Source organism: Streptomyces sp. NBC_01520, from assembly GCF_045040375.1.
Taxonomy (GTDB): domain Bacteria; phylum Actinomycetota; class Actinomycetes; order Streptomycetales; family Streptomycetaceae; genus Streptomyces.
Genome location: NZ_CP109404.1, coordinates 1,778,826 through 1,803,065 on the forward strand (window position 1 = coordinate 1,778,826; position 24,240 = coordinate 1,803,065).

The 24,240-nt window shown below is 70.3% G+C and carries 24 protein-coding genes; 9 read left to right on the top strand and 15 right to left on the bottom strand.

What is annotated here, in order from left to right:
- Window positions 1-241: 241 nt before the first annotated feature.
- From OG524_RS08070 to OG524_RS08080, 3 genes are all read right to left on the bottom strand, one after another.
- On the bottom strand, window positions 242-493 hold the full coding sequence (locus OG524_RS08070) for a chaplin family protein (protein WP_405391634.1): 252 nt from the start codon (window positions 491-493) through the stop codon (window positions 242-244).
- A 157-nt stretch (window positions 494-650) separates the two neighbouring features.
- The gene (locus tag OG524_RS08075) at window positions 651-1,295 is read right to left on the bottom strand and encodes a response regulator (protein WP_405391633.1); all 645 of its coding nucleotides are present in this window, start codon (window positions 1,293-1,295) and stop codon (window positions 651-653) included.
- Window positions 1,288-2,433 (bottom strand): GAF domain-containing sensor histidine kinase, encoded by a 1,146-nt coding sequence (locus OG524_RS08080; RefSeq protein WP_405809625.1) that lies wholly within the window; start codon window positions 2,431-2,433, stop codon window positions 1,288-1,290. The genes OG524_RS08075 and OG524_RS08080 overlap by 8 nt, the downstream gene beginning before the upstream one ends.
- Window positions 2,434-2,937: 504 nt before the next feature.
- On the opposite strand from OG524_RS08080, the gene OG524_RS08085 reads away from it, so the two are divergent.
- Entirely contained in the window at window positions 2,938-3,690 is a 753-nt protein-coding gene (locus tag OG524_RS08085; RefSeq protein ID WP_405391631.1) for a transglycosylase SLT domain-containing protein, read from the top strand.
- A gap of 138 nt (window positions 3,691-3,828) precedes the next feature.
- On the opposite strand, the gene OG524_RS08090 is transcribed toward OG524_RS08085, so the two are convergent.
- Window positions 3,829-6,348 (bottom strand): FHA domain-containing protein, encoded by a 2,520-nt coding sequence (locus OG524_RS08090; protein WP_405809628.1) that lies wholly within the window; start codon window positions 6,346-6,348, stop codon window positions 3,829-3,831.
- 269 nt (window positions 6,349-6,617) lie between these two features.
- Between OG524_RS08090 and serB the strand changes: the two genes are divergently transcribed.
- Window positions 6,618-7,865 (top strand): phosphoserine phosphatase SerB, encoded by a 1,248-nt coding sequence (gene serB, locus OG524_RS08095; protein ID WP_405391629.1) that lies wholly within the window; start codon window positions 6,618-6,620, stop codon window positions 7,863-7,865.
- 74 nt (window positions 7,866-7,939) lie between these two features.
- Here the strand turns inward: serB and OG524_RS08100 are convergent, their stop codons facing one another.
- From OG524_RS08100 to OG524_RS08115, 4 genes are all read right to left on the bottom strand, one after another.
- Window positions 7,940-8,458 carry a SixA phosphatase family protein gene (locus OG524_RS08100; protein WP_405391628.1) on the bottom strand — a complete coding sequence of 173 codons (519 nt, stop codon included), beginning with the start codon at window positions 8,456-8,458 and terminating at the stop codon, window positions 7,940-7,942.
- 109 nt (window positions 8,459-8,567) lie between these two features.
- A complete protein-coding gene (locus tag OG524_RS08105) occupies window positions 8,568-8,774 on the bottom strand; it encodes a hypothetical protein (RefSeq protein ID WP_405809630.1) in 207 nt (68 codons plus the stop codon).
- Window positions 8,775-8,942: 168 nt separating this feature from the next.
- Entirely contained in the window at window positions 8,943-9,059 is a 117-nt protein-coding gene (locus tag OG524_RS08110) for an SGM_5486 family transporter-associated protein (protein ID WP_384501309.1), read from the bottom strand.
- Between the two features lie 17 nt (window positions 9,060-9,076).
- Window positions 9,077-10,360, bottom strand: a complete 1,284-nt coding sequence (locus OG524_RS08115; protein ID WP_405809632.1) for a CynX/NimT family MFS transporter — start codon at window positions 10,358-10,360, stop codon at window positions 9,077-9,079.
- Between the two features lie 127 nt (window positions 10,361-10,487).
- On the opposite strand from OG524_RS08115, the gene OG524_RS08120 reads away from it, so the two are divergent.
- A complete protein-coding gene (locus OG524_RS08120) occupies window positions 10,488-11,162 on the top strand; it encodes a FadR/GntR family transcriptional regulator (RefSeq protein ID WP_405391625.1) in 675 nt (224 codons plus the stop codon).
- 57 nt (window positions 11,163-11,219) lie between these two features.
- Here the strand turns inward: OG524_RS08120 and OG524_RS08125 are convergent, their stop codons facing one another.
- The 3 genes from OG524_RS08125 to fabG form a co-directional block, all read right to left on the bottom strand.
- Window positions 11,220-11,588 (bottom strand): hypothetical protein, encoded by a 369-nt coding sequence (locus OG524_RS08125; RefSeq protein WP_405393270.1) that lies wholly within the window; start codon window positions 11,586-11,588, stop codon window positions 11,220-11,222.
- A 151-nt stretch (window positions 11,589-11,739) separates the two neighbouring features.
- Entirely contained in the window at window positions 11,740-12,507 is a 768-nt protein-coding gene (gene fabI / locus OG524_RS08130) for an enoyl-ACP reductase FabI (protein ID WP_384501306.1), read from the bottom strand.
- Between the two features lie 5 nt (window positions 12,508-12,512).
- On the bottom strand, window positions 12,513-13,232 hold the full coding sequence (fabG, locus tag OG524_RS08135; RefSeq protein WP_405391624.1) for a 3-oxoacyl-[acyl-carrier-protein] reductase: 720 nt from the start codon (window positions 13,230-13,232) through the stop codon (window positions 12,513-12,515).
- A gap of 222 nt (window positions 13,233-13,454) precedes the next feature.
- Between fabG and OG524_RS08140 the strand changes: the two genes are divergently transcribed.
- The 3 genes from OG524_RS08140 (at window position 13,455) to tyrS (ending at window position 17,778) form a co-directional block, all read left to right on the top strand.
- Window positions 13,455-14,978, top strand: coding sequence for a TldD/PmbA family protein (locus OG524_RS08140; protein ID WP_405809634.1), 1,524 nt, complete (start codon window positions 13,455-13,457; stop codon window positions 14,976-14,978).
- A gap of 82 nt (window positions 14,979-15,060) precedes the next feature.
- Window positions 15,061-16,455, top strand: a complete 1,395-nt coding sequence (locus OG524_RS08145; protein WP_405391621.1) for a metallopeptidase TldD-related protein — start codon at window positions 15,061-15,063, stop codon at window positions 16,453-16,455.
- A gap of 54 nt (window positions 16,456-16,509) precedes the next feature.
- Window positions 16,510-17,778, top strand: coding sequence for a tyrosine--tRNA ligase (gene tyrS / locus OG524_RS08150; protein WP_405391619.1), 1,269 nt, complete (start codon window positions 16,510-16,512; stop codon window positions 17,776-17,778).
- Window positions 17,779-17,858: 80 nt separating this feature from the next.
- Here the strand turns inward: tyrS and OG524_RS08155 are convergent, their stop codons facing one another.
- A complete protein-coding gene (locus OG524_RS08155) occupies window positions 17,859-18,143 on the bottom strand; it encodes a GlsB/YeaQ/YmgE family stress response membrane protein (protein ID WP_405391618.1) in 285 nt (94 codons plus the stop codon).
- A gap of 209 nt (window positions 18,144-18,352) precedes the next feature.
- Between OG524_RS08155 and OG524_RS08160 the strand changes: the two genes are divergently transcribed.
- On the top strand, window positions 18,353-18,757 hold the full coding sequence (locus OG524_RS08160; protein WP_405391617.1) for a DUF3099 domain-containing protein: 405 nt from the start codon (window positions 18,353-18,355) through the stop codon (window positions 18,755-18,757).
- Between the two features lie 220 nt (window positions 18,758-18,977).
- Complete coding sequence (locus tag OG524_RS08165; RefSeq protein WP_405391616.1) at window positions 18,978-19,226, top strand: hypothetical protein; 249 nt, start codon at window positions 18,978-18,980, stop codon at window positions 19,224-19,226.
- Here the strand turns inward: OG524_RS08165 and moaA are convergent.
- From moaA to OG524_RS08180, 3 genes are all read right to left on the bottom strand, one after another.
- Window positions 19,209-20,198, bottom strand: a complete 990-nt coding sequence (moaA, locus tag OG524_RS08170; protein WP_405809637.1) for a GTP 3',8-cyclase MoaA — start codon at window positions 20,196-20,198, stop codon at window positions 19,209-19,211. The genes OG524_RS08165 and moaA overlap by 18 nt on opposite strands.
- A 174-nt stretch (window positions 20,199-20,372) precedes the next feature.
- Window positions 20,373-22,010 (bottom strand): cation acetate symporter, encoded by a 1,638-nt coding sequence (locus tag OG524_RS08175; protein WP_405391614.1) that lies wholly within the window; start codon window positions 22,008-22,010, stop codon window positions 20,373-20,375.
- Window positions 22,007-22,372 carry a DUF485 domain-containing protein gene (locus OG524_RS08180; RefSeq protein ID WP_405391613.1) on the bottom strand — a complete coding sequence of 122 codons (366 nt, stop codon included), beginning with the start codon at window positions 22,370-22,372 and terminating at the stop codon, window positions 22,007-22,009. Before OG524_RS08180 ends, OG524_RS08175 begins: the two co-directional genes overlap by 4 nt.
- Before the next feature lie 301 nt (window positions 22,373-22,673).
- Here OG524_RS08180 and OG524_RS08185 point away from each other — a divergent pair, with 301 nt between their 5' ends.
- The gene (locus OG524_RS08185; protein ID WP_405391612.1) at window positions 22,674-24,203 is read left to right on the top strand and encodes a S8 family peptidase; all 1,530 of its coding nucleotides are present in this window, start codon (window positions 22,674-22,676) and stop codon (window positions 24,201-24,203) included.
- Window positions 24,204-24,240: the final 37 nt, after the last annotated feature.

Here is a 24,240-nt window from a genome sequence, read left to right on the forward strand (position 1 = left end):
TGTGGGGCGGGACCGACGCTGACCCGGGCGCGTGTGGGGCGGCACCGGGGTGTGTACGGGCCGGCCCCCGGAGAGCCGACCCGGTACGTACGTACCACGGCCGGGCAGGCCGGCCCGGGTGTGTACGGGCGCCCCTCCGGGGGCGATCCCGGTGCGTACCCGGCCTGACCCGCGTGCCTACGGGGTCGGCGGCATCGACCGCCGGACGGGCCGGGTGCCCGTCCGGCGGTGCGGGGCCAGGTCAGCCGTTCAGGCCGAAGTTGCCGAAGGCGGGGTTGAGCAGGCCCACCACGTTGACGGTGTTGCCGACCACGTTCACCGGGACGTCCACCGGGACCTGGACGAGGTTGCCCGAGGCGACACCCGGGGAGCCCACGGCCGTGCCGTGGGCACCGGCGCCGCCGTGGCCCGTGGCGGAGGCGGCTCCGGCACCGGCGGCGATGATTCCACCGGCGATCAGGGTGACGGCGGCGGCCTTCTTCAGGTTCTTCACTTCAGGATCCTCCTCGCGTCGCCGCGGCCGATCGCCGCAGCGTGCCCTGGAGAACGCCGTGGCGCCGCACAGGATGCGCCGTCCGGGTGACATCCACCCGACAGTATGAATTCCGGGGGGGGGAAACCCTCTGCGTCCTGGCGGGGACGCGGTCCTCTCAGCCCGCCGCCCCGTTCCTGACCGCCCAGAGCGCTGCCTGGGTGCGGTCCGACAGGTCGAGCTTCATCAGAATGTTCGACACGTGTGTCTTGACCGTCTTCTCCGAGAGGACCAGGGCACGGGCGATCTCCCGGTTGGAGCGGCCGTCGGCGATCAGTCCGAGCACCTCCCGTTCCCGTTCGGTCAGGGTGCTCCCCCGGCCCGTGCCGCTGCCGGTGTCCTCCTGGGCGAGCAGGGCGCCGGCGACCTCCGGCTGGAGCAGGACGTGGCCCGCGTGGACCGAGCGGATCGCCCCGGCCAGCGCGTCCGGGTCGACGTCCTTGTACACGTAGCCGGACGCTCCCGCGCGGAGGGCGGGCACGACCGTGCGCTGCTCGGTGAAGCTGGTCACGATCAGCACCTTCGCCGGGTTCTCCAGCTCCCTGAGCCTGCGCAGGGCCTCGATCCCGTCCGTACCCGGCATCTTGATGTCCATCAGGACGACGTCGGGCCTGAGCTCCTCCGTCCTGGCGACGCCCTCGGCCCCGTCGGAGGCCTCCCCGACGACCTCTATGTCGTCCTGGACCTCCAGGAACGTACGCAGTCCGCGCCGGACCACCTGGTGGTCGTCGACCAGCAGCACCCTGATGATCTTGTCAGCCACAGGGGACCTCCATCTGGATCGTGGTGCCCTTGCCGGGCTCCGATGCAACGGTGAGCCTGCCTCCGACGCTGCCGGCCCGGTGGCGCATCGAGACGAGGCCCAGATGGCGGCCGGCGTGCCGGACCGCGTGGGGGTCAAAGCCGCGGCCGTCGTCGGTGATCCGGAGCACCGCGGCGGAGGTGTTCCGGCCGAGGGTGACGGTGACCCGCCCGGCGCCCGAGTGGCGCAGGGCGTTGTGCAGGGCTTCCTGCGCCACCCTGAGCAGCGCCTCCTCCTGGGCGGAGGGCAGGGCGCGCACTCCGGCGCTCTCGAAGGTGACGCGGGCGCTGTGTGCCCGGTCCAGGACCTGGATCTGGGTACGGAGCGTGGCGACCAGGCCGTCCTCGTCCAGTGCCGCGGGGCGCAGCTCGACGACGGCGGCGCGCAGCTCGTCCACGGCCTCCGCGGCCAGGTCGGCGACCTGCTGGAGCTCGCCCTTGGCGCGGGCCGGGTCGCAGTCGACGAGGGCGGCGGCGGCCTGCGCGGTCAGCCGGAGCGAGAAGAGCTTCTGGCTGACCGCGTCGTGCAGCTCGTGGGCGAGCCGGGAGCGCTCCTCGGCGATCGTGAGCTCGCGGCTGCGTTCGTACAGCCGGGCATTGGTGAGGGCGATCGCGGCGTGCTGGGCGAGCATGCCCAGGAGCTCCTCGTCCTCCTCCGTGAAGCCGCAGCCGCCCTCGGGCTTGGGGCACCGCTTGTTGGCGAGGAAGAGCGCGCCGATGATCTCGTCGCCGTCCTGGATGGGCAGACCGAGGAAGTCGGACATGTCGGGGTGGGCGTCGGGCCAGCCCTCGAAGCGGGGGTCCTGGCGGACGTCGGCGAGCCGCTCGGGCTTCGCCTCGTGGAGCATCGCGGCGAGGATGCCGTGCTGCCGGGGCAGCGGGCCGATGGCCTTCCACTGCTCGTCGCTGATCCCGTCTACGACGAACTGGGCGAAGCCGCCGTGGTCGTCGGGGACGCCCAGGGCCGCGTATTCGGCGTCCAGCAGTTCGCGTGCGGAGGCGACGATCGTCTTGAGGACGTCCCGCACGTCGAGGTGCCGGCTCATGGCGAGCAGCGCGGCACTGACCGAGGCGAGGCCCGACGGTGGGCGATGGCTCATGACCTCACCGTACCGGCGGGGGCACGGGGGCCGTATCGGGCTGTGGACGGCTGCCGGACGGACCCGGAGGCCCAGGCCGGTGGGCCCAGGCCGGGTACGGCCGACGCCCGGGGCGCGGCCGGGGACGTAACGGGCCCGGCGCCCCCTGCGCAGGGACGGCCCCTCCGTAGCGGCGGCGTTCCGCCCCTCTCCGAAGGAACCTAACGCTCCGCATTACAGGAGCAACTATTCGTGAGTTCCGAGGGTGCCCCATGTGAGCCCAGGCATAGGACCCACGTCACTTACGAAGTCGGATAGTTGGTGTAAAACGGGCAAGACTCCAATCCGCAAACCGGACAAGGGGGTACGAACGCCTCCCTGATCCACTACCCGGCTTCGTACGTCACACCTTTGCCAGCGCATTTTGCTGGCGCTAAGAATTGCACCTGTTCCCGACGGAGATGCGAACTGCGTCCCGTCCGCGTCCTCTGTGAGGACTCCTGCTATTCGAAGAGGTACGACTGCATGTCCGTGTCCCGCATCTCCAGCCGTAGCCGTCGCCTGAACAAGGCGCAGAAGCTCTCCGTCGCCGGTGTCTCCACCCTGGCCGCAGCCGCACTCGCGTTCTCGCTCGTCCCGGACAACGCCTCGGCCTCGACCGAGCTGCAGGCCGTCTCCGGTGCGCCGGTGGCCTTCGCCGGTACGTCGCAGACGAAGTCCGTCCAGTCCAGTGTCATCGAGCAGCACTCCACCGCCGCACAGCTGGTGAAGGCCGCCGACTCCGCCAAGGCCGCCGAGAAGAAGGCCGCCGCCAAGAGCGAGGCGAAGGCCAAGGCCGTCGCCGAGGCCAAGAAGGAAGCCGCGGCCAAGAAGAAGGCCGCCGCCAAGGCGAAGGCCGACGCGAAGAAGCGTTCCGCCAAGAAGGCGAGCCGTGCGGCCGACCGCAAGCCGGTCTACGCCAACAACCTGGACGGCTGGATCCGCGAGGCTCTCTCGATCATGGACAAGAAGAACATCCCCGGCACGTACGAGGGGCTGCACCGCAACATCATCCGTGAGTCCAGCGGCAACCCGCGCGCGATCAACAACTGGGACATCAACGCGATCAACGGTGTCCCGTCGAAGGGCCTGCTGCAGGTCATCAAGCCGACCTTCGACTTCTACCACGTCAAGGGCACCAAGCACGACCAGTACGACCCGGTCGCCAACATCACCGCCGCGGCCAACTACGCCGCGGACAAGTACGGCTCGATCGACAACGTCGACAGCGCGTACTGAGCCACGCACCGAGCAAGGCCTGGCATAGCCGACCTGCCGGTCCGCAACGTCGCGTGACCGGCCGGCACATGCCGAAGGGCGGCACCCCACGGGGTGCCGCCCTCGGGCGTTTCCGGGTCCGGTACGGCCCGGGGCGCGTTACTTGCGCATCACCTCGGGCTCATGGCGGCGCAGCATCCGCGAGACCGCGACGAAGAGGACGGCGCTCATCACGAGCATCACCGTGATGTTGATGCCCCACTGTCCGGCCGAGTGCTCCCAGAGCGGGTCCAGGTCGGTCGGCTTCTCGGGGTCCCACGGCGGCATGAGGTGGGCGAGGTCGAGCGTCGTACCGGCGGCGGCGACCGCCCAGCGCGACGGCATCAGCCAGGCGAACTGCTCCAGGCCCGGCGATCCGTAGACCTGGAAGAGCACACCGGTGAAGACGACCTGGACGATGGCGAACATGACGAGCAGCGGCATGGTCTTCTCGGCGGTCTTCACCAGCGCGGAGATCATCAGGCCGAACATCATCGAGACGAACCCGAGCACGATGATCGACAGGCAGATCTCGACGGCGGGGGGCATGAGCAGGCCCTCCTCCGGGAGCTGACGGGTGGAGAAGCCGATCCCGCAGATGATCACGCCCTGGAAGGCGGTGATCACGCCGAGGACGATCACCTTGGACAGCAGGTAGGCGGACCGGGAGAGGCCGGTGGCCCGTTCCCGCTCGTAGATCACCCGTTCCTTGATCAGTTCTCGTACGGAGTTGGCGGCGGCGGCGAAACACATGCCGACCGCCAGGATCAGCATGATCGTTCCGGCCTTGCCGTTGAACCGGGAGGGCGGATCGGGCTCCGCCAGGCCGAACTCGGCGGGGATGACCACGCTCACCACGCCGAGTACGGCCGGCAGCAGCACCATCAGGAGCAGGAAGCCCTTGTCGGACGCGATCACCGAGATGTAGCGGCGCATCAGCGTCCACAGCTGAGCCGTCCAGCCCGACGGCTTCGGAGGGCGGATCTGCTGCGGCGGGGGCATGTGTACGGGCTGCGCGGCGACGGCGTCGATGTCCGCCGCGTACATCTGGTAGTGCTGCGAGCCGCGCCAGCGGCCCGCCCAGTCGTAGTCGCGGTAGTTCTCGAACGCGGAGAAGACGTCGGCCCAGCTGCTGTAGCCGAAGAAGTTCAGCGCCTCCTCGGGCGGACCGAAGTAGGCGACGGACCCGCCGGGCGCCATCACCAGGAGCTTGTCGCAGATGGCCAGCTCGGCCACGGAGTGCGTGACCACGAGGACCGTACGGCCGTCGTCGGCGAGGCCGCGCAGCAACTGCATGACATCGCGGTCCATGCCCGGGTCGAGGCCGGAGGTCGGCTCGTCCAGGAAGATCAGCGAAGGCTTGGTCAGCAGCTCCAGGGCCACCGACACGCGCTTGCGCTGGCCGCCGGAGAGCGAGGTGATCCTCTTGTCCTTGTGGATGTCGAGCTTCAGCTCGGCGAGGACCTCGTGGATCCGGGCGGTGCGCTCGGCCTCGGTGGTGTCCGCGGGGAAGCGGAGCTTGGCCGCGTACCGCAGGGCCCTGGTGACCGTGAGTTCCTTGTGCAGGATGTCGTCCTGCGGGACCAGGCCGATGCGCTGCCGGAGCTCGGCGAACTGCTTGTACAGGTTCCGGTTGTCGTAGAGGACGTCACCCTGGTTGGCGGGCCGGTAGCCGGTGAGCGCCTTGAGCAGGGTGGACTTGCCGGAGCCCGACGGGCCGATGACGGCGATCAGGGACTTCTCCGGGACGCCGAACGAGACGTCCTTGAGGATGTCCTTGCCCCCGTCGACCGTCACCGTGAGGTGGCGGGCGGAGAAGGAGACCTCACCGGTGTCGACGAACTCCTCGAGCCGGTCCCCGACCAGCCGGAAGGTCGAGTGACCGACACCGACGATGTCGTTCGGGCCGATGAGCGCGGAGCCGGACTTGTTGAGCGGCTGGCCGTTGACGTACGTGCCGTTGTGGGATCCGAGGTCGCGGATCTCGAAGCGGCCGTCCGGCGTCGCCCGGAATTCGGCGTGCAGCCGGGAGACCTGCAGGTCGGAGACGACCAGCTCGTTCTCCAGCGCACGGCCGATACGCATGACCCGGCCGAGGTCCAGCTGGTGGAAGGTGGTCGGACTCCGGTCCCCGTAGACCGGCGGCGCCCCCGCGGCACCGCCCGCTCCCGGCACCCGGCCCGGGCCCTGCTGGTGCGGGACCGGGGCCTGCTGCTGCCAGGCCTGCTGCTGCGCCGGGGCGGGCCAGCCGGCGGCACCCGGTGCGGGCTGCTGCGGCTGTACGGGCGCCTGCTGCTGCGCCGCAACCGCCTGCCCGCCGGGCACGACCGCGCCGGCGGCGGCGGTGAGACTCAGCCTCGGTCCGTCGGTGGCGTTGCCCAGATTCAGGGCCGCACCGGGACCGATCTCCATCTGCTGGATCCGCCGGCCCTGCGCATAGGTTCCGTTGGTGCTGCCGTGGTCCTCGATGAACCAACTGCGGCCGTTCCAGCTGATCGTGGCATGCCGCCACGACACCCTGGCGTCGTCGATCATCAGGTCACCCTGCGGATCACGTCCGAGGGTGTACGACCTGGACGGATCGAGCGTCCAGGTCCTTCCATTCAATTCCAGTACGAGTTCCGGCACTCCGCGCCCCACTAGTTGTCCCCCGAGTTACCCCCGTTGCAGGGAGTCTAGGGATGCTGAACATCGTGGGGAACTATTCCAGGAGCAGTCCCGTAACGGAAAGCCGGGCGCGTGAAGACGCTGGGGAGGCCTGCACGGTCCTCCCGCGGCGCCGGGGAGGAATCGGTCCGGACCGCAGCATCCGGGACGGCCGCCCGGGGGCGCGCCGCCCGGGCCACGGGCTGTCCGCTACTCGGGACGGGCTGGGGGGCCGCGCGCGGGACCTATACGGTGGGAGCACCATGAGCGCACCTCAGCCCCCCCGGTCCCCTGAGCTCCCTGAGCCCTCTCAGGCCGCGGACGCACCCACCCTTCTCGTCAAGATCTTCGGGAAGGACCGTCCTGGTATCACCGCCGGCCTCTTCGACACCCTGGCCGCCTACTCCGTCGAGGTCGTGGACATCGAGCAGGTCGTGACCCGCGGCCGCATAGTCCTCTGCGCACTGGTGACCTCCCCGGCATCGGACGGTACGACCGAGGGCGACCTCCGGGCCACCGTGCACAGCTGGGCGGAGTCGCTGAAGCTGCAGGCCGAGATCATCTCCGGCACGGGTGACAACCGGCCCCGCGGCGACGGCCGTTCCCATGTGACCGTGCTGGGGCACCCGCTGACCGCGGAGTCCACGGCGGCCATAGCGGCCAGGATCACCTCCACCGGCGGCAACATCGACCGGATCTTCCGGCTGGCGAAGTACCCCGTCACCGCGGTCGAGTTCGCGGTGTCCGGTACCGGGACCGAGGAGCTGCGGACCGCGCTGGCGACGGAGGCCGCCGGGATCGGTGTCGACATCGCCGTCGTCTCGGCCGGTCTGAGCCGGCGGGCGCAGCGGCTCGTGGTGATGGACGTGGACTCCACGCTCATCCAGGACGAGGTCATCGAGCTCTTCGCCGCGCACGCCGGCTGTGAGGACAAGGTCGCCGAGGTGACCGAGCAGGCGATGCGCGGCGAGCTCGACTTCGAGCAGTCGCTGCACGCCCGGGTGGCGCTGCTGGCGGGACTCGACGTGTCGGTCGTGGAGAAGGTGCGGGCCGAGGTCAGGCTGACCCCCGGTGCCCGCACGCTGATCCGCACGCTGAAGCGGCTCGGCTACCAGGTGGGCGTGGTCTCGGGCGGCTTCACCCAGGTCACGGACGACCTCAAGGAGCGTCTCGGGCTCGACTTCGCCTCCGCCAACACGCTGGAGGTCGTCGACGGCAAACTCACCGGCCGGGTCGTGGGTGACATCGTGGACCGGGCGGGCAAGGCCCGGCTGCTGCGCAGCTTCGCCGCGCAGGCGGGGGTCCCGCTGGCGCAGACGGTGGCCATCGGGGACGGCGCGAACGATCTGGACATGCTGAACACGGCCGGTCTGGGCGTCGCCTTCAATGCCAAGCCCGTGGTCCGCGAGGCCGCTCACACGGCGGTGAACGTCCCGTTCCTGGACACCGTGCTGTATCTGCTCGGGATCACGCGCGAGGAGGTCGAGGCCGCCGACGGCCTCGTCGACTGACCGCTCCGGACGGCGGACGTACGCACGAAGGGCCCCGGCGCATCTGCTGCGCCGGGGCCCTTCGTTCGTCCCGCTCAGTCGTTGGGCGTCCAGTACTCGACGAGCTTGCCCGACCCGTGCTCCAGGCCCTTCCAGGAGCCGGAGAACTCGACGACGGCATAGGCGGCGGTCGGGAAGCCGTCCCTGGTCATCCGGGCGAGCGCCTCCCCCTCGGCCTGACCGGAAAGCGCGTCGGCGGCGCCGTGCATGACCGGGTTGTGGCCGATGACCAGCAGATTGCGTACGTCGTCGGGGGTCTCGTTGAACAGCGCGATCAGTTCGCCGAGGGAGGCCTCGTACAGCCGCTCCTCGTAGACGGTCTTGGGGCGCTGGGGGAATTCGTGGACCGCGAGCTTCCAGGTCTCGCGGGTCCTGGTGGCGGTCGAGCACAGAGCCAGATCGAATTCGGTACCGGAATCGGCGAGCCTGCGGCCGGCGACGGGGGCGTCTTTCCTGCCCCGTTCGGCGAGGGGCCGCTCATGGTCGGACTGCTGCGACCATTCCGCCTTTGCGTGCCTGAGAAGGACGATCCTGCGAGGTGTATCGGCGCTCATACACCTCAGCTTCGCACGAATTGCGCCTCCGGGCTCAGGGTGTTGACGTGCTCCCCCGCTGAGGGTGAACGGGTGCCCGGCGGCTCGCGCGCACCCTGTCCGGGGCATGTCAGGGGGTGAGCAGCTCCAGGATCTGCCCGAGCAGTCGGCCGAGTGCCGGGTCGCCGGTCGCGGCCTGTGCCTGGCCGGGTCCCGCGATCAGCAGGAGGAGCGCGGCGAAGGCGAGGGCGGGCAGTGCCACCGCCCACCAGGGCAGCCGGACCTCGACGGCCTCCGGGGCAGGGCGGTGGGTCCGGGTGTGTGTACGGGCCGACATGTCCGCCTCCGTGGGTCCTCGGCTCTGATAATCCAGAACCTACGGGCCGGCGGGCGGCGGTCCCATCCGGTGACCCACCCACTCGACCCTGAACCTGACCCCCTAGGGGATGGTGGGGCTGGCCCTACCGTCCCCGCGCGGGAAGGCGGTCACGGAGAGGCGCCTCTGTCAGGGAGAGGCGATCGTGGCGATGACACTGATGACGGCGCCGATGAGCAGCATCGCCCCGAAGACGAGGAGGAGCTTCTTCTGGCCGTTCGGAGGATTCGGATCGAGTACGGGCATGGGCCCAGTCTCGCATCTCAGCATTCGTCCTCGATCGTCCGGTCCCGTCCGGCGAGTACGCCCGCGATCATCTGCGGCACCATCAGGCCCGCCATGAGGGCGAGCGGCAGGCCCCAGCCGCCGCTGTGCTGGTAGAGCACGCCGACGAGCAGCGGGCCGGGGATCGAGAGCAGGTAGCCGGTGGACTGCGCGAAGGCGGAGAGCCTGACGACTCCGGCGCCGCTGCGGGACCGCATGCCGATCATGGTGAGGGCGAGCGGGAAGGCACAGTTGGCGATGCCCAGCAGCAGGGCCCAGAGCCAGGCGCCGCCCGCGGGGGCGAGGTAGAGGCCCGCGTAGCCGAGGAGGCCGCAGCCGCCGAGGACCAGGACGATCGGTCCCTGGTTCCGCAGCCGGGCGGCGGCGCGGGGGATGACGAAGGCGAGGGGCACCCCCATGGCCATGGTCACGGCGAGCAGCACGCCGGCGGTGCCCGCGGAGATCCCCGCGTCGCGGAAGATCTGCGGCATCCAGCCCATGGTGATGTACGCGGCCGTGGCCTGGAGGCCGAAGAAGCAGGCGAGCGCCCAGGACGTCCGGCTGCGGGTGATCCGGAGGGCGGGGGCCTGCTGCCGACGGCCCGCACCCTGTCCCTGGGCGCCGCCGCGGTCCCGTACGAGCGGGACCCACGGCACGATCGCGACGGCGGCGAGCGCGGCCCAGACGGCGAGCCCGGTCTGCCAACTGCCGCCCAGGAGGTCGGTCATGGGCACGGTGACGGCCGCCGCGAGGGCGGTGCCCATGGCGAGGGCCATCGAGTAGAGGCCGGTCACGCTGCCGACCCGGTCCGGGAACCAGCGCTTCACGATGACGGGCATCAGGACGTTGCTGACGGCGATGCCCATCAGGGCGAGGGCGCTGGCGGCGACGAAGCCGGCGGTGCTGCCCGCGAAGGGGCGGATCAGCAGCCCGGCCGTGATGGCGGCCATGCCCGCGCAGACGACGGCGCCCGGCCCGAAGCGGCGGGCCAGCCGCGGCGCCATGAACCCGAAGAGGGCGAAGCACAGCGGGGGTACGGAGGTGAGGACGCCCGCGACGCTGCCGCTCATGTGCAGCCCGTCCCGCACCTCTTCGAGGAGGGGGCCGAGGCTCGTGATGGCGGGCCGCAGGTTGAGCGCGGCGAGGACGAGACCGATGGTGACCAGGCGCAGCAGCCAGGGTGCGGGGCCGGGGGCGGGTGCCGTCCGGGGAACCAAGGTGGCGCCCGGGGAGGCGTGCAGGGGGGCGGCGGGGCTCAGGGTCCGGGTCTCGTCATCGGGCATGAGGCCCATCATAGAATCATGGGATGATTGGTTGTCCACTCCTGGCCTCCCACCCCTGAGAGAATCCGGAGCACCCGCACACACCCGCTTCTCCGACCGCCCTCCCGGACCACGAGCAAGGAGCACCATGGCGCTGACGTCTCCGCGGCGTTCGGCTCTCGCCGACCAGGTGATTGCCCAGCTGAGGAACCAGATCACTTCGGGCGAGTGGCCCGTGGGTGCGCGGATTCCCACCGAACCCGAGCTGGTCGAGCAGCTGGGCGTCGCCCGCAACACCGTGCGCGAGGCCGTGCGCGCGCTCGCGCACAACGGGCTGCTGGACATCCGGCAGGGCTCCGGTACGTATGTCGTCGCCACGAGCGAGCTGGCCGGCGTGATGCAGCGCCGTTTCGCCGACGCCGACCCCCGGCACGTCGCGGAGCTGCGTTCCACGCTGGAGTCCTCGGCGGCCAGGCTCGCCGCCCTCCGCCGCACCGACCGGGACCTGCGGCAGCTGGACACGCTGATGGCGCGGCGCGAGGAGACCTGGGCCGCGGGGAACGCGGAGGCGTTCGTCGCGGCCGACGCGACGCTGCACCTCGCGGTGGTCGCCGCCTCGCACAACGACGTGCTCACCGAGCTGTACGCCGACCTGAATGATCTGCTGCGGGACTACCTGCGCGACGACGTGGGATCCGAGCTGCGCCCCGAGGAGCACATGGACCACGCGCGACTGGTCGAGGCGATCCGGGCGGGCGACGCCGAGACCGCTGCGGCGGAGGCCGCTAGCCACGCCCTGAACTGCCTGCGGGAGCGGGCCTGACCCCGGCGGATCCCGGCGGATCCCGGCGGATCCCGGCGGATCCCGGCGGGAAGGACTCTAGACGGAGTGGTGGCTGACCCAGGCCGAGCCGACCTCTTTCCAGCACCGGTCCTCGAGCCGTACGGTCCGGCCCGGCTGTACCGCGACCGCCTCGCCGTCCGCGTCGACGTCCCACCAGCGGCTGCACTCGGTGTGGAGCCGGACGAGATCGGTGGTGGAGTGCGGGTTGTGGCAGTAGGCGACGACCCGGGAGCCCTCGACCGAGGTCCGGCACTCGGCGCCCGAGGGCTGCGGGACCGGTGCGAGGGGTACGGCCGCCCCGTTCCCCGCCCGGTTCGCCGCGTTCACGGCGACCGGGGCGAGGAGACCGGCGACGACCGCCGCTGCGGCCATGAAGGCCCAGGTTCGGCGACGTGTGGAGCGCAGCACGGCGATCTCCTCCCCACAGCCTGACCAAAGTCCGCTTCCTCCACATTCTGCGGTGGATCGACCATCTTTTCGACTCGAGACGCACGACGGCCGCGTACCGCCTCCCTCGCAGGGGAAGCGGTACGCGGCCGTGGAGGATCTCCGGGGCTCAGGCGCCCATCATGTGCACGCCACCGTCGACGTGGATGATCTCGCCCGTGGTCTTCGGGAAGAAGTCCGAGAGCAGCGCGACGACACCGCGGCCGGCCGGCTCGGGGTCGCCCATGTTCCACTCCAGCGGGGAGCGGTGGTTCCAGACGTCCGCGAGCTCGGTGAAGCCCGGGATGGACTTGGCGGCCATGGACGCGAGCGGTCCTGCCGAGATCAGGTTGCAGCGGATGCTGTCCTTGCCCAGGTCACGGGCGAGGTAGCGGGAGGTGGCCTCCAGCGCCGCCTTGGCCGGGCCCATCCAGTCGTACTGGGGCCAGGCGAACTGCGCGTCGAAGGTGAGGCCGACGATCGAGCCGCCGTCGTTCATCAGCGGCTTGCAGGCCATGGCGAGCGACTTCAGCGAGAAGGCCGAGACGTGCATGGCCGTGGCGACCGATTCGAACGGCGTGTTCAGGAAGTTGCCGCCGAGCGCGTCCTGCGGGGCGAAACCGATCGAGTGCACGACGCCGTCCAGCGAGCCGAGCTCGTCCTTGACCAGGCCCGCGAGCCGGTCGAGGTGCTCGACGTTGGTCACGTCGAGCTCGATGACCTTGGCCGGCTTCGGCAGCTTCCTGGCGATGCGCTCGGTCAGGGTCGGCCGGGGAAAGGCCGTCAGGATGACCTCGGCGCCCTGCTCCTGGGCCACCTTCGCGGTGTGGAACGCGATGGACGACTCCATCAGCACACCTGTGACGAGGATGCGCTTGCCGTCGAGAATTCCGCTCATGGTGATCAGTGACCCATGCCCAATCCGCCGTCAACGGGGATGACGGCTCCAGTGATGTACGACGCGTCGTCGGACGCGAGGAAGCGCACCGCGGCGGCGATCTCAGCGGGCTCCGCGTAGCGGCCGAGCGGCACCTGGGCCACGATGCCCTTGCGCTGCTCGTCGGTGAGTGCCTGGGTCATGTCGGTGTCGACAAACCCGGGTGCGACGACGTTGAACGTGATGTTCCGCGAGCCGAGCTCACGGGCCAGCGACCGGGCGAAGCCGACGAGGCCCGCCTTGGACGCCGCGTAGTTGGCCTGTCCGGCCGAGCCGAGGAGGCCGACGACCGAGGAGATCAGGACGACGCGGCCCTTCTTGGCGCGCAGCATCGCACGGTTGGCGCGCTTGACGACGCGGAAGGTGCCGGTGAGGTTGGTGTCGAGCACGGACGTGAAGTCGTCCTCCGACATCCGCATCAGCAACTGGTCCTTGGTGATACCGGCGTTGGCGACCAGCACCTCGACGGGACCGTGCTTCTCCTCGATCTCCTTGTAGGCCTGCTCCACCTGCTCGGTGTCGGTGATGTCGCATCGGACCGCCAGGCAGCCCGCGTCGACGAGGGCCTGGGGCGGCTCGCCGGAGCGGTATGTGATCGCGACCTTGTCGCCGTTGTCGGCGAAGGCGCGGGCGATGGCGAGGCCGATGCCCCGGTTTCCTCCGGTGACGAGAACCGAGCGGCTCAACGGATCACCCTTTCCTTGGCGGTCTGGTACATCGAAAACCTATCGGTACCGCACCGCCTACGGAGAATCGTCCTTTGACAGCGCCACCGGGCCACGACTGTCGGATCCCTACAGAACGGGCCGGTCCGGGCCCGTACCACGTAAATCGAGCACACCGGAGCGCCCCGACCCCTCATGATTCACTGCGGAGACAGTTCCAGAGGTGGAGAAGGGGAGGCCCTCGTGGCCCACGAGGTAGATGAGTCGTTCCTGGCCCTGCCGCTGCGTGCCCTCGCCGACGCGGCGCTCGCACGCGCGCGTGCGCTCGGCGCGGTGCACGCGGACTTCCGGCTCGAGCGGGTGCGCGGCGCCTCCTGGCGGCTGAGGGACGCGCGGCCCTCCGGCGGGTCGGACACCACCGACCTCGGGTACGCGGTCCGGGTGGTGCACGGCGGGGCCTGGGGGTTCGCCTCCGGGGTGGACCTGACGATGGACGCGGCGGCGAAGGTGGCCTCGCAGGCCGTCGCCATGGCCAAGCTGTCCGCGAAGGTGATCGCCGCGGCCGGGTCCGACGAGAGGGTCGAGCTGGCGGACGAGCCGGTGCACGGCGAGCGGACCTGGGTGTCCTCGTACGAGACCGACCCGTTCTCCGTACCGGACGAGGAGAAGGCCGGGCTGCTCGCCGAGTGGAGTGCGCGGCTGCTGGCGGCCGACGGGGTCGCGCACGTGGACGCCTCCCTGATGACCGTCCACGAGAACAAGTTCTACGCGGACACGGCCGGTACCGTCACCACGCAGCAGCGGGTGCGGGTGCATCCGCAGTTCACCGCGGTGGCCGTGGACGGCACCACCGGTGAGTTCGACTCGATGCGGACCATCGCGCCGCCGGTGGGCCGGGGCTGGGAGTACCTGACCGGGACCGGCTGGGACTGGGGCGCGGAGCTGGAGCGGATCCCCGGTCTGCTCGCCGAGAAGATGCGGGCCCCGAGCGTCGCGGCGGGAACGTACGACCTGGTCGTCGACCCGTCCAACCTGTGGCTGACCATCCACGAGTCGATCGGCCACGCGACCGAGCTGGACCGGGCGCTGGGTTACGAGGCGGCGTACGCCGGGACCTCGTTCGCCACGTTCGACCAGCTGGGCAGGCTCGCGTACGGCTCCCCCTCGATGCACGTGACGGGCGACCGCACCGCCGAGCACGGGCTCGCGACGATCGGGTACGACGACGAGGGCGTCGAGGCGCAGTCCTGGGACCTGGTCAAGGACGGGACGCTGGTGGGCTACCAGACGGACCGGCGGATCGCGAAGCTGACGGGCCTGGGCCGCTCCAACGGGTGCGCGTACGCGGACTCGCCGGGCCATGTCCCCGTACAGCGCATGGCGAACGTGTCGCTGCAACCGGATCCGGGCGGGCTGTCCACGGAGGACCTGATCGGCGGGGTGGAGCGCGGGATCTACGTGGTCGGCGACCGGTCCTGGTCGATCGACATGCAGCGCTACAACTTCCAGTTCACCGGCCAGCGGTTCTTCCGGATCGAGAACGGCAGGCTCGCGGGCCAGCTGCGGGACGTGGCGTACCAGGCGACGACCACGGACTTCTGGGGCTCGATGGAGAAGGTCGGCGGCCCGCAGACCTACGTCCTGGGCGGCGCGTTCAACTGCGGCAAGGCCCAGCCGAGCCAGGTCGCCGCCGTCTCGCACGGCTGCCCCTCCGCCCTCTTCCGAGGCGTGAACATCCTCAACACGACGCAGGAGGCCGGACGATGAGCGCTCACCACGGAACCGGCCGGGAGTCCGGGGGTCGTCCCCCGGGCCGGCACAGTCTCAACACGACGCAGGAGGCCGGACGATGAGCCGCGTCAGCAAGCCGTACGAGATCGTCGAGCGGGCGCTGGAGCTGTCCACCACGGACGGCTGTGTCGTCATCGCGGACGAGGACTCCTCCGCGAACCTGCGCTGGGCCGGTAACGCGCTCACCACGAACGGGGTCACACGGGGCCGCACCCTGACCGTGATCGCGACCGTGGACGGCGCGCAGGGGACGGCGTCCGGTGTGGTCTCGCGTTCGGCCGTCACCACCGACGACCTGGAACCGCTCGTGCGGGCCGCCGAGGCCGCCGCGCGCGGCGCCGGTCCCGCCGAGGACGCGCAGCCGCTGGTGTCCGGGGTGCCGGTCTCCGCCGCTTTCACGGAGGCACCGGCCGAGACGGGCTCCGACGTCTTCGCCGACTTCGCCCCGGCGCTCGGCGACGCCTTCGCCCGCGCCCGTTCCGGCGGCCGTGAGCTGTACGGCTTCGCCCACCACGAGATGACCTCGACCTACCTGGGTACGTCGACGGGACTGCGGCTGCGCCACGACCAGCCGAACGGGACGCTGGAGCTGAACGCCAAGTCCCCCGACCGGACCCGGTCCGCCTGGGCCGGCCGGTCCACCCGCGACTTCAGGGACGTCGACCCGGGGGCCATGGACGCGGAGCTGGCGCAGCGGCTCGGCTGGGCGGAGCGCCGGATCGAGCTGCCGGCCGGGCGGTACGAGACGCTGCTCCCGCCGACCGCCGTGGCGGACCTGCTGATCTACCAGTACTGGTCGGCCGGCGCCCGGGACGCCGCGGAGGGCCGGACGGTCTTCTCCCGGCCGGGCGGCGGTACGCGGCTCGGCGAGTCGCTCTCCGCTCTGCCGCTGACCCTGCGCAGCGACCCGTACGCGCCGGGGCTGGAGTCCGCACCGTTCGTGATCGCCCACGCGTCCGGCGACGGCGGCTCCGTCTTCGACAACGGGCTGCCGCTCGCGCCGACGACCTGGATCGGGAACGGCAAGCTGGAGCGGCTGACCACGACACGGCACTCCGCCGGGCTGACGGGTCTGCCGGTCGCCCCGTCCATGGACAACCTCGTGCTGGACGGCGGCGGTGAGCGGTCGCTGGAGGAGATGGTGGCGGCGACGACCGGCCGGGCCCTACTGCTGACCTGCCTCTGGTACATCAGGGAGGTCGATCCCGCGACGCTCCTGCTGACCGGGCTGACCCGGGACGGCGTCTATCTGGTGGAGGACGGCGAGGTCCTCGGCGAGGTGAACAACTTCCGGTTCAACGAGTCGCCGGTGGGGCTCCTGTCCCGGGCCTCGGAGGCGGGCCGCACGGAGAAGACGCTGCCGCGTGAGTGGGGCGACTACTTCACCCGTGCCGCGATGCCCGCTCTGCGGATCCCCGACTTCCATATGAGCTCGGTCAGCCGGGGTGTATGACCGCCATAGACTGACCGGACAACCGATCGAACCCTTCCAAGGAGAGAAAAGACCGTGACGGACATCGTCGACGAGCTGAAGTGGCGCGGGCTGTTCGCCCAGTCCACTGACGAGGACGCACTGCGCAAGGCTCTCGCGGACGGCCCGGTCACGTTCTATTGCGGGTTCGACCCGACCGCGGCGAGTCTGCACGTCGGCCACCTGGTGCAGGTGCTCACCATGCGCCGTCTCCAGCTCGCCGGACTGCGTCCGCTCGCTCTGGTCGGCGGGGCCACCGGTCAGATCGGTGACCCGCGGCCGACCGCGGAGCGCACACTGAACGACCCGGAGACCATCGCCGCGTGGGTGGGACGGCTGCGCGGTCAGATCGAGCCCTTCCTCACCTTCGAGGGCCCGAACGCCGCGACGATGGTGAACAACCTGGACTGGACCGCGGGCCTGTCCGCGATCGAGTTCCTCCGGGACATCGGCAAGCACTTCCGGGTCAACAAGATGCTCACCAAGGACTCGGTCGCCCGCCGGCTGGAGTCCCAGGAGGGCATCAGCTACACGGAGTTCAGCTACCAGCTGCTGCAGGGCATGGACTTCCTGGAGCTGTACCGGCGCCACGGCTGCACCCTCCAGCAGGGCGGCAGCGACCAGTGGGGCAACCTCACGGCGGGGATCGACCTGATCCACCGTGTGGAGCCGGATGCGGCGGTGCACGCCCTGGCGACACCGTTGATGGTGAAGGCGGACGGCACCAAGTTCGGCAAGTCCGAGAGCGGCGCCGTCTGGCTCGACCCGGAGATGACGACGCCGTACGCGTTCTACCAGTTCTGGCTGAACGTGGACGACCGGGACATCTCGACGTACATGCGCATCCTCAGCTTCAGGAGCCGCGAGGAGCTCGAGGAGCTGGAGCGGCTCACCGAGGAACGCCCGCAGGCCCGTTCGGCGCAGCGCGCGCTGGCCGAGGAGCTGACGACGCTGGTACACGGTGGCGCACAGTGCGCGGCGGTCATCGCGGCGTCGAAGGCGCTGTTCGGCCAGGGCGATCTCGGCGAGCTGGACGGGGCCACGCTCGGCGCCGCCCTGTCCGAGGTGCCGCACGCCCGGGTCACCGAGCTGGGCCCGCTGGTGGACCTCCTGGTCGAGGTCGGCCTGGCCGCCAGCAAGTCGGCCGCCCGCCGCACGGTCAAGGAGGGCGGGGCGTACGTGAACAACACGAAGGTCGTGGACGGCGAGGCCGCCCCGGCCCGCGAGGAGCTGCTGCACGGGCGCTGGCTGGTGCTGCGCCGGGGCAAGAAGAACCTCGCCGCCGTCGAGGTCACGGCCGGCTGACTCCCGGTACGCCCACCGCACGGCACCGCGGCCGGTCACGCGCCATGCGCGTGACCGGCCGCGGTGCCGTGCGGTACGGGTCAGGTTTTCTGGCCGCTGCCCCGGTTGCCCCTGATCGACTGCCAGACCATGTCGCCGACGCCGACGACGGCCACGGCACCGATCAGCTGCAGGAGGTGGCGGATCCAGTCGATGCCCTTGGTTTCCTCGACGCCGATCCAGGACGCGACGGCGTTTCCCAGGACGCTGCCGAGGATGCCGAACACGGTCGTCAGCCAGAGGGGGATGTTCTGCTTGCCCGGCAGGATGGCCCGGGCGATCAGGCCCAGGACCAGCCCCACGATGATTGCCCACAACCAGCTCATGTCGCCTCCTCGCGCGGCGCGGTATGCGCACGTTCGCCCAGTCTTGGCCCGCCCGGCATACGGCGCATGCCGGACAGGGCCGTACGTGCCACGGCGGTACCGGCCCGGCCGGGCCGGACGCGCCCCGGTCTCGAACCCGGCGCATGCCGGGCGTACCGTAGGAGCGGCCCGGTCCGCGGCGGTCCGGCACAGCGATCCGGTGGTGGAACATGGTGCGGAAGCAGAACGGCGCGGAGGTCTTCCGGATCACGGGCGCCCGGCAGGGACTTGCCGACGACGTGCGCGGCAGGCAGCGGCGCTACATCATCTCGATGTCCGTGCGGACCGTCTCCGTGGTGCTGGCCGCGACCTTGTGGAACGTGGAGCGGCATGTGGCCGTGGTGGCGCTCGCGCTGGGCGTCCTGCTCCCTTATGTCGCGGTGGTCATCGCCAACGCGGGCCGGGAGAACGTCCCTTCGCTCCCTTCGACCTTTGTGACCGCGCCGATGCGGCCCGCTCTCGGCACGGCTTCCGCGACCGGCCCGGCGGAGCCGGCCGAGGAGGCCGGAGAGCCGGCCGGAAGCGCGGATCCACGGGGGAACGACGCCGCCGGGACGGGCCGCGAAGCCCGATAGAAGCTGGGGTCAATCATGAAGTTCCTGTGCGCCGCACCCCGGTCCCCGTGCCATACTTCGTACGCGCTCCGCATCCCCCGTCGGAGCGACGGACCGACGCCGGGCAGCTCCCCCCGTGGCTGCTCGGCGTCGCCCTTTCTCCGGCGGGGATGCGTCGGAAGGCCGGCTCCGGGACTGATCCAGGGTCTTTCGCCGATCGAGAGGCCCTAGGGTTGAGGTCGTGAACTTCCCCGAGACTTCCGCCGAGAGCGCCGCCGGTGCACCGGCCTGTTCCGCCAAGGGCTGCCGCGCCGATGCCGTATGGGTGCTCGCCTGGAACAACCCGAAGCTGCACACCCCGGAGCGCCGCAAGACCTGGCTGGCCTGTGACGAGCACCGGGAGCACCTCTCCTCTTTCCTCGGGGTGCGCGGGTTCCTGAAGGATGTCGTGCCGCTCGCGGAGTGGGAGTCCTCAGCCGCCGATCGCTGACATGGGGCGGTCCGGCTGCAGGAAGGACGGGTCGTCGAGTCCGGAGCCGGCCTTCTTGCCCCACATCGCGAGCCGCCAGATCCTGGCGATCTCCTCGTCCGGAGCCTCCGAGCGCAGGGCTGCGCGCAGGTCGGTCTCCTCGCGGGCGAAGAGGCAGGTGCGGACCTGGCCGTCGGCGGTCAGCCGGGTGCGGTCGCAGGCCTGGCAGAAGGGCCTGGTCACAGAGGCGATGACGCCGACGCGGTGCGGCCCGCCGTCCACGGTCCACCGCTCGGCGGGGGCAGACCCGCGGGTTTCCTCGTCCTCCGCGGTGAGAGTGAAGCGGGTGCGCAGCGAGGCGAGGATGTCACCTGCTGTGATCATCCCGTCGCGCTTCCAGCCGTGCTGGGCGTCGAGCGGCATCTGCTCGATGAAGCGCAGCTCGTAGGCGTTGTCCACGGCCCAGGCGAGCAGCTCGGGGGCCTCGTCGTCGTTGAGTCCGGGCATGAGGACGGAGTTGACCTTGACCGGGGTGAGCCCGGCGTCGCGGGCGGCCCGGAGTCCGTCGAGCACGTCCTGGTGGCGGTCGCGGCGGGTGAGCGTCTTGAAGACGTCGGGCCGCAGGGTGTCCAGGGAGACGTTGACCCGGTCCAGTCCCGCCGACTGCAGGGCCGCGGCGGTGCGCTCGAGTCCGATGCCGTTGGTGGTGAGGGACGTCCTGGGGCGGGGCTCCAGAGCGGCGCACCGCTCGACGATGGAGACCAGGCCGGGACGCAGGAGCGGCTCGCCGCCGGTGAAGCGGACTTCGGTGACGCCGAGATCGGTGACGGCGATGCGGACGAGCCTGACGATCTCGTCGTCGGTGAGCAGGTCGGGCTTGGAGAGCCACTGCAGGCCCTCTTCGGGCATGCAGTAGGTGCAGCGCAGATTGCACTTGTCGGTCAGTGAAACACGCAGGTCGGTGGCGACCCGGCCGTAGGTGTCGATGAGCACTGTGAGCCCCCTCCCCCGGTGATGTACACGGTTGCGGTCTGACGTGTACGAGACTACGCGAGACCGGTGACATCGAGGGATGCCCGTTTGGCACGAGGTGCGACGGGGCCCCGTCGTAGATCTCTACGACGGGGCCCCGTGAGCGGTACCGCGGGTGTGACGGTGGCTCCGGTGTCAGTGGGCTCCGGTGCCGGTGAGGGACTTGACCTCGAGCTCGGCGTACTTCGCGGCGTCGGGCTCCTCCTTGGAGATGGCCGAGCCGATCCAGCCGAGCAGGAAGCCCAGCGGGATGGAGATGAGGCCCGGGTTCTCCAGCGGGAACCAGGCGAAGTCGACGTCCGGGAACATCGAGCTTGCCTTACCGGAGACGACCGGGGAGAACAGCACCAGGAAGACGGACGAGAAGAGTCCGCCGTAGATCGACCACAGGGCGCCCTGGGTGGTGAACTTCTTCCAGAAGAGGCTGTAGAGGATGGTCGGCAGGTTGGCCGACGCGGCGACGGCGAAGGCCAGGGCGACGAGTCCCGCCACGTTGAGGTCGCGGGCCATCGCGCCGAGCGCGATGGAGACGACACCGATGGCGACGGTGGCCCACTTCGCGGCCCGCATCTCCTCCCTCTCGGTGGCCTTCCCCTTGCGGATGACGTTGGCGTAGATGTCGTGGGCGAAGGAGGACGAGGAGGCGAGGGTGAGGCCCGCGACGACGGCGAGGATGGTGGCGAAGGCGACGGCCGAGATGACGGCGAGCATGACGGCGCCGCCCGTGGTTCCCAAGCCGCCGAGGTATTCGGCGAGCTGCGGTGCCGCCGCGTTGCCCGCCGGGTTCTTCGCCTTGATCTCCTCGGGTCCGATCAGGGCCGCGGCGCCGAAGCCGAGGGCGATCGTCATCAGGTAGAAGGCGCCGATGATGCCGATGGCCCAGTTGACGGACTTACGGGCGGCCTTGGCGGTCGGCACGGTGTAGAAGCGGATCAGGATGTGCGGCAGGCCGGCGGTGCCGAGGACGAGCGCGATGCCGAGGGAGATGAAGTCCAGCTTCGAGATGTCGGTGGCGCCGTACTTGAGGCCCGGCTCCAGGAACGCGGCGCCGTGGCCGCTCTTCTCGGCGGCGGTGCCCAGCAGGTCGGAGACGTTGAAGTTGAACTTCCACAGGACCATGAACGTCATCAGCAGTGCGCCCGCGATGAGCAGCACGGCCTTGACCATCTGCACCCAGGTGGTGCCCTTCATCCCGCCGATGGTGACGTAGACGATCATCAGGACGCCGACCAGCGCCACGATGAGGATCTTGCCCGCGTCGCTGGTGATGCCGAGGAGCAGCGAGACGAGGACGCCCGCGCCCGCCATCTGGGCCAGCAGGTAGAAGATCGACACGACGATGGTGGAGACACCCGCGGCGGTACGGACGGGGCGCTGCCGCATCCGGTACGCGAGGACGTCGCCCATGGTGTAGCGGCCGGAGTTGCGGAGCGGTTCCGCGACGAGCAGCAGGGCAACGAGCCAGGCGACGAGGAAGCCGATGGAGTAGAGGAAGCCGTCGTAGCCGAAGAGCGCGATGGCGCCGGCGATGCCGAGGAAGGACGCGGCGGACATGTAGTCGCCGGAGACGGCGAGGCCGTTCTGGAAGGCGGTGAACTGGCGCCCGCCCGCGTAGAAGTCGGAGGCACTCTTGGTCTGCCGGCCCGCCCAGACGGTGATGGCGAGGGTCGCGGCGACGAAGACCGCGAAGAGGCTGATGATCAGCGGCCGGTGCTCCGAGGTGGACGAGGCGGCGAGCTGGATCGCGGAGTGCGAGTGGTACACGGCGCTCATGCGTCGGCCTCCATACGGGACTTGATGGCCTCCGCCTTGGGGTCGAGCTTCGTCGAGGCGTGGCGTGAGTAGAGCCAGGCGATCAGGAACGTGGTGGCGAACTGGGCGAGGCCGAACACGAACGCCACGTTGAAGTTGGCGACCACGACGGTGCCCATGAAGTCGCCGGCGTAGCTCGACAGCAGCACGTACAGCAGGTACCAGGCGATGAAGCCGACGGTCAGAGGGAAGGCGAAGGAGCGGTGGGAGCGGCGCAGTTCGGCGAATTCCGCACTGTTCTGCGTCTCGAGGAATGCCTCGGTCGTGGGCTGGACGGGACTGTCGTCCTCAGGGCCCGGGGGCGGCGGTGCATCGGTAGCCACGGATTCTCCTCGCGACGCGGGTGCGGTGGTCGGGACGGTGGTCTTCACGGGGAGTCCTCTGCTCGTGGTGGCCGGCGTGCGACTCCCTGACAACGGCACGGAGGGCACGGCGAAGCGGTTCACCGCAGATTCGCCGTTCTCGGAAGGACGCCCACGGATGCGCCTCCTGGAGGTCACACCTCGAACTCACTTGCCCGTATTTGTTGATGCACCGGGATGATCAGCGATAGCTTCACTCGTCATGTACCCGACCGGACACGCCGTGTGTCCGGTCGACAGGCACGGATGATGTGGAGAACCCATGGCTCATCTGGCATCCAGACGGACACGCGCACTCACGCTGCCCGTCGGACTGGCGCTCACGGCGTCGCTCGGTTTCCTTCCGGGGACCGCGACGGCCGCTCCGGCGGACGAGCCGACCGCTGCGGTGTCGACCGACGGCCCGAAGCTGTCGTACGTCGTGAACACGCGGGCCGGTCACGGAACCGTCAAGCAGGTGAAGAAGGCGATAGCCAAGGCCGGCGGCACCGTCGTGACGTCGTACGACAAGATCGGCGTCATCGTCGTCCACTCGCAGAACCCGGACTTCGGCCCGGCGATCCGCAAGGCCAAGGGCGTCCAGTCGGCGGGGTCCACACGAACCAGCCCGATCCTCCCGCAGGCCACGAAGGACATCGGGGTCGAGCAGCCCCTCACCGCCGAGCAGGCGCGGTCCGCCGCGGCGGACGTGGTGGCGGACCAGGACCCGCTTGAGCCCCTGCAGTGGGACCTGCCGGCCATCAAGGCGGACAAGGCCCACCAGAAGTCGCTGGGCAGCAGCGAGGTCACCGTCGCCGTCATCGACACCGGTGTCGACGACACGCACCCGGACCTGGCGCCGAACTTCGATCGTGCGGCGTCGGTGAACTGTGTGTCCGGCGCGCCGGACACGACGGACGGCGCCTGGCGGCCGGCCGCCGGTGAGAGCCCCCACGGCACGCACGTCGCGGGCACCATAGCCGCGGCGAAGAACGGCGGGGGAGTCACCGGTGTCGCGCCGGGCGTGAAGGTCTCCGGCATCAAGGTGTCCACGCCGGGCGGCTGGTTCTACACGGAGGCCGTCGTCTGCGGCTTCATGTGGGCCGCCGACCACGGTGTCGACGTGACGAACAACAGCTATTACACCGACCCGTGGATGTTCAACTGCAAGAACGATCCCGACCAGGGTGCCCTGGTCGACGCGATCACCCGCGCGACCCGTTACGCGGAGAGCAAGGGCACCGTCAACGTGGCGGCCTCCGGTAACTCCCGGTTCGACCTGGCGTCCGACGCGATCGAGGACGCGAGCAGCCCGAACGACACGGACCCGGTCACCCGGACCGTCGACCCGAGCCTCTGCCCCGACATCCCGACGCAGCTCCCGGGCGTCGTGACGGTCTCCGCGACCGGTGCGAAGGGCCTCAAGTCCTCGTACTCCAACTACGGTCTCGGTGTCATCGACGTGGCGGCCCCGGGCGGCGACTCGACGGTCTACCAGACGCCCGACGCCCCGGCCACCAGCGGACTGATCCTGTCCACGCTGCCGGGCGGCGGATTCGGCTACATGGCCGGTACGTCGATGGCTTCCCCGCACGTCGCGGGTGTCGCGGCCCTGATCAAGTCGACCCACCCGCACGCCTCGGCGCGCACGGTGAAGGCCCTGCTGACGCACCAGGCGGACGCCACCGCGTGCGGGGCGCCGTACGACATCAACGGTGACGGCACCGTCGACGCGGTATGCGAAGGCGGCACGCAGTACAACGGCTTCTACGGAGCCGGTGTCGTGGACGCGCTGGACGCGGTTCGCAGGTAACACCCGCACCACCCTGTGAGCAGGGGCCGGGGACACT

Bases quoted from the DNA above. Each gene is read 5' to 3' on its own strand.
- OG524_RS08080 (WP_405809625.1), bottom strand. From the start codon at position 2,433: ATGAGCCATCGCCCACCGTCGGGCCTCGCCTCGGTCAGTGCCGCGCTG.
- OG524_RS08085 (WP_405391631.1), top strand. From the start codon at position 2,938: ATGTCCGTGTCCCGCATCTCCAGCCGTAGCCGTCGCCTGAACAAGGCG.
- serB (WP_405391629.1), top strand. From the start codon at position 6,618: ATGAGCGCACCTCAGCCCCCCCGGTCCCCTGAGCTCCCTGAGCCCTCT.
- OG524_RS08100 (WP_405391628.1), bottom strand. From the start codon at position 8,458: ATGAGCGCCGATACACCTCGCAGGATCGTCCTTCTCAGGCACGCAAAG.
- OG524_RS08105 (WP_405809630.1), bottom strand. From the start codon at position 8,774: ATGTCGGCCCGTACACACACCCGGACCCACCGCCCTGCCCCGGAGGCC.
- OG524_RS08110 (WP_384501309.1), bottom strand. From the start codon at position 9,059: ATGCCCGTACTCGATCCGAATCCTCCGAACGGCCAGAAGAAGCTCCTC.
- OG524_RS08115 (WP_405809632.1), bottom strand. From the start codon at position 10,360: ATGCCCGATGACGAGACCCGGACCCTGAGCCCCGCCGCCCCCCTGCAC.
- OG524_RS08120 (WP_405391625.1), top strand. From the start codon at position 10,488: ATGGCGCTGACGTCTCCGCGGCGTTCGGCTCTCGCCGACCAGGTGATT.
- fabI (WP_384501306.1), bottom strand. From the start codon at position 12,507: ATGAGCGGAATTCTCGACGGCAAGCGCATCCTCGTCACAGGTGTGCTG.
- OG524_RS08145 (WP_405391621.1), top strand. From the start codon at position 15,061: ATGAGCCGCGTCAGCAAGCCGTACGAGATCGTCGAGCGGGCGCTGGAG.
- OG524_RS08155 (WP_405391618.1), bottom strand. From the start codon at position 18,143: ATGAGCTGGTTGTGGGCAATCATCGTGGGGCTGGTCCTGGGCCTGATC.
- OG524_RS08160 (WP_405391617.1), top strand. From the start codon at position 18,353: ATGGTGCGGAAGCAGAACGGCGCGGAGGTCTTCCGGATCACGGGCGCC.
- OG524_RS08175 (WP_405391614.1), bottom strand. From the start codon at position 22,010: ATGAGCGCCGTGTACCACTCGCACTCCGCGATCCAGCTCGCCGCCTCG.
- OG524_RS08185 (WP_405391612.1), top strand. From the start codon at position 22,674: ATGGCTCATCTGGCATCCAGACGGACACGCGCACTCACGCTGCCCGTC.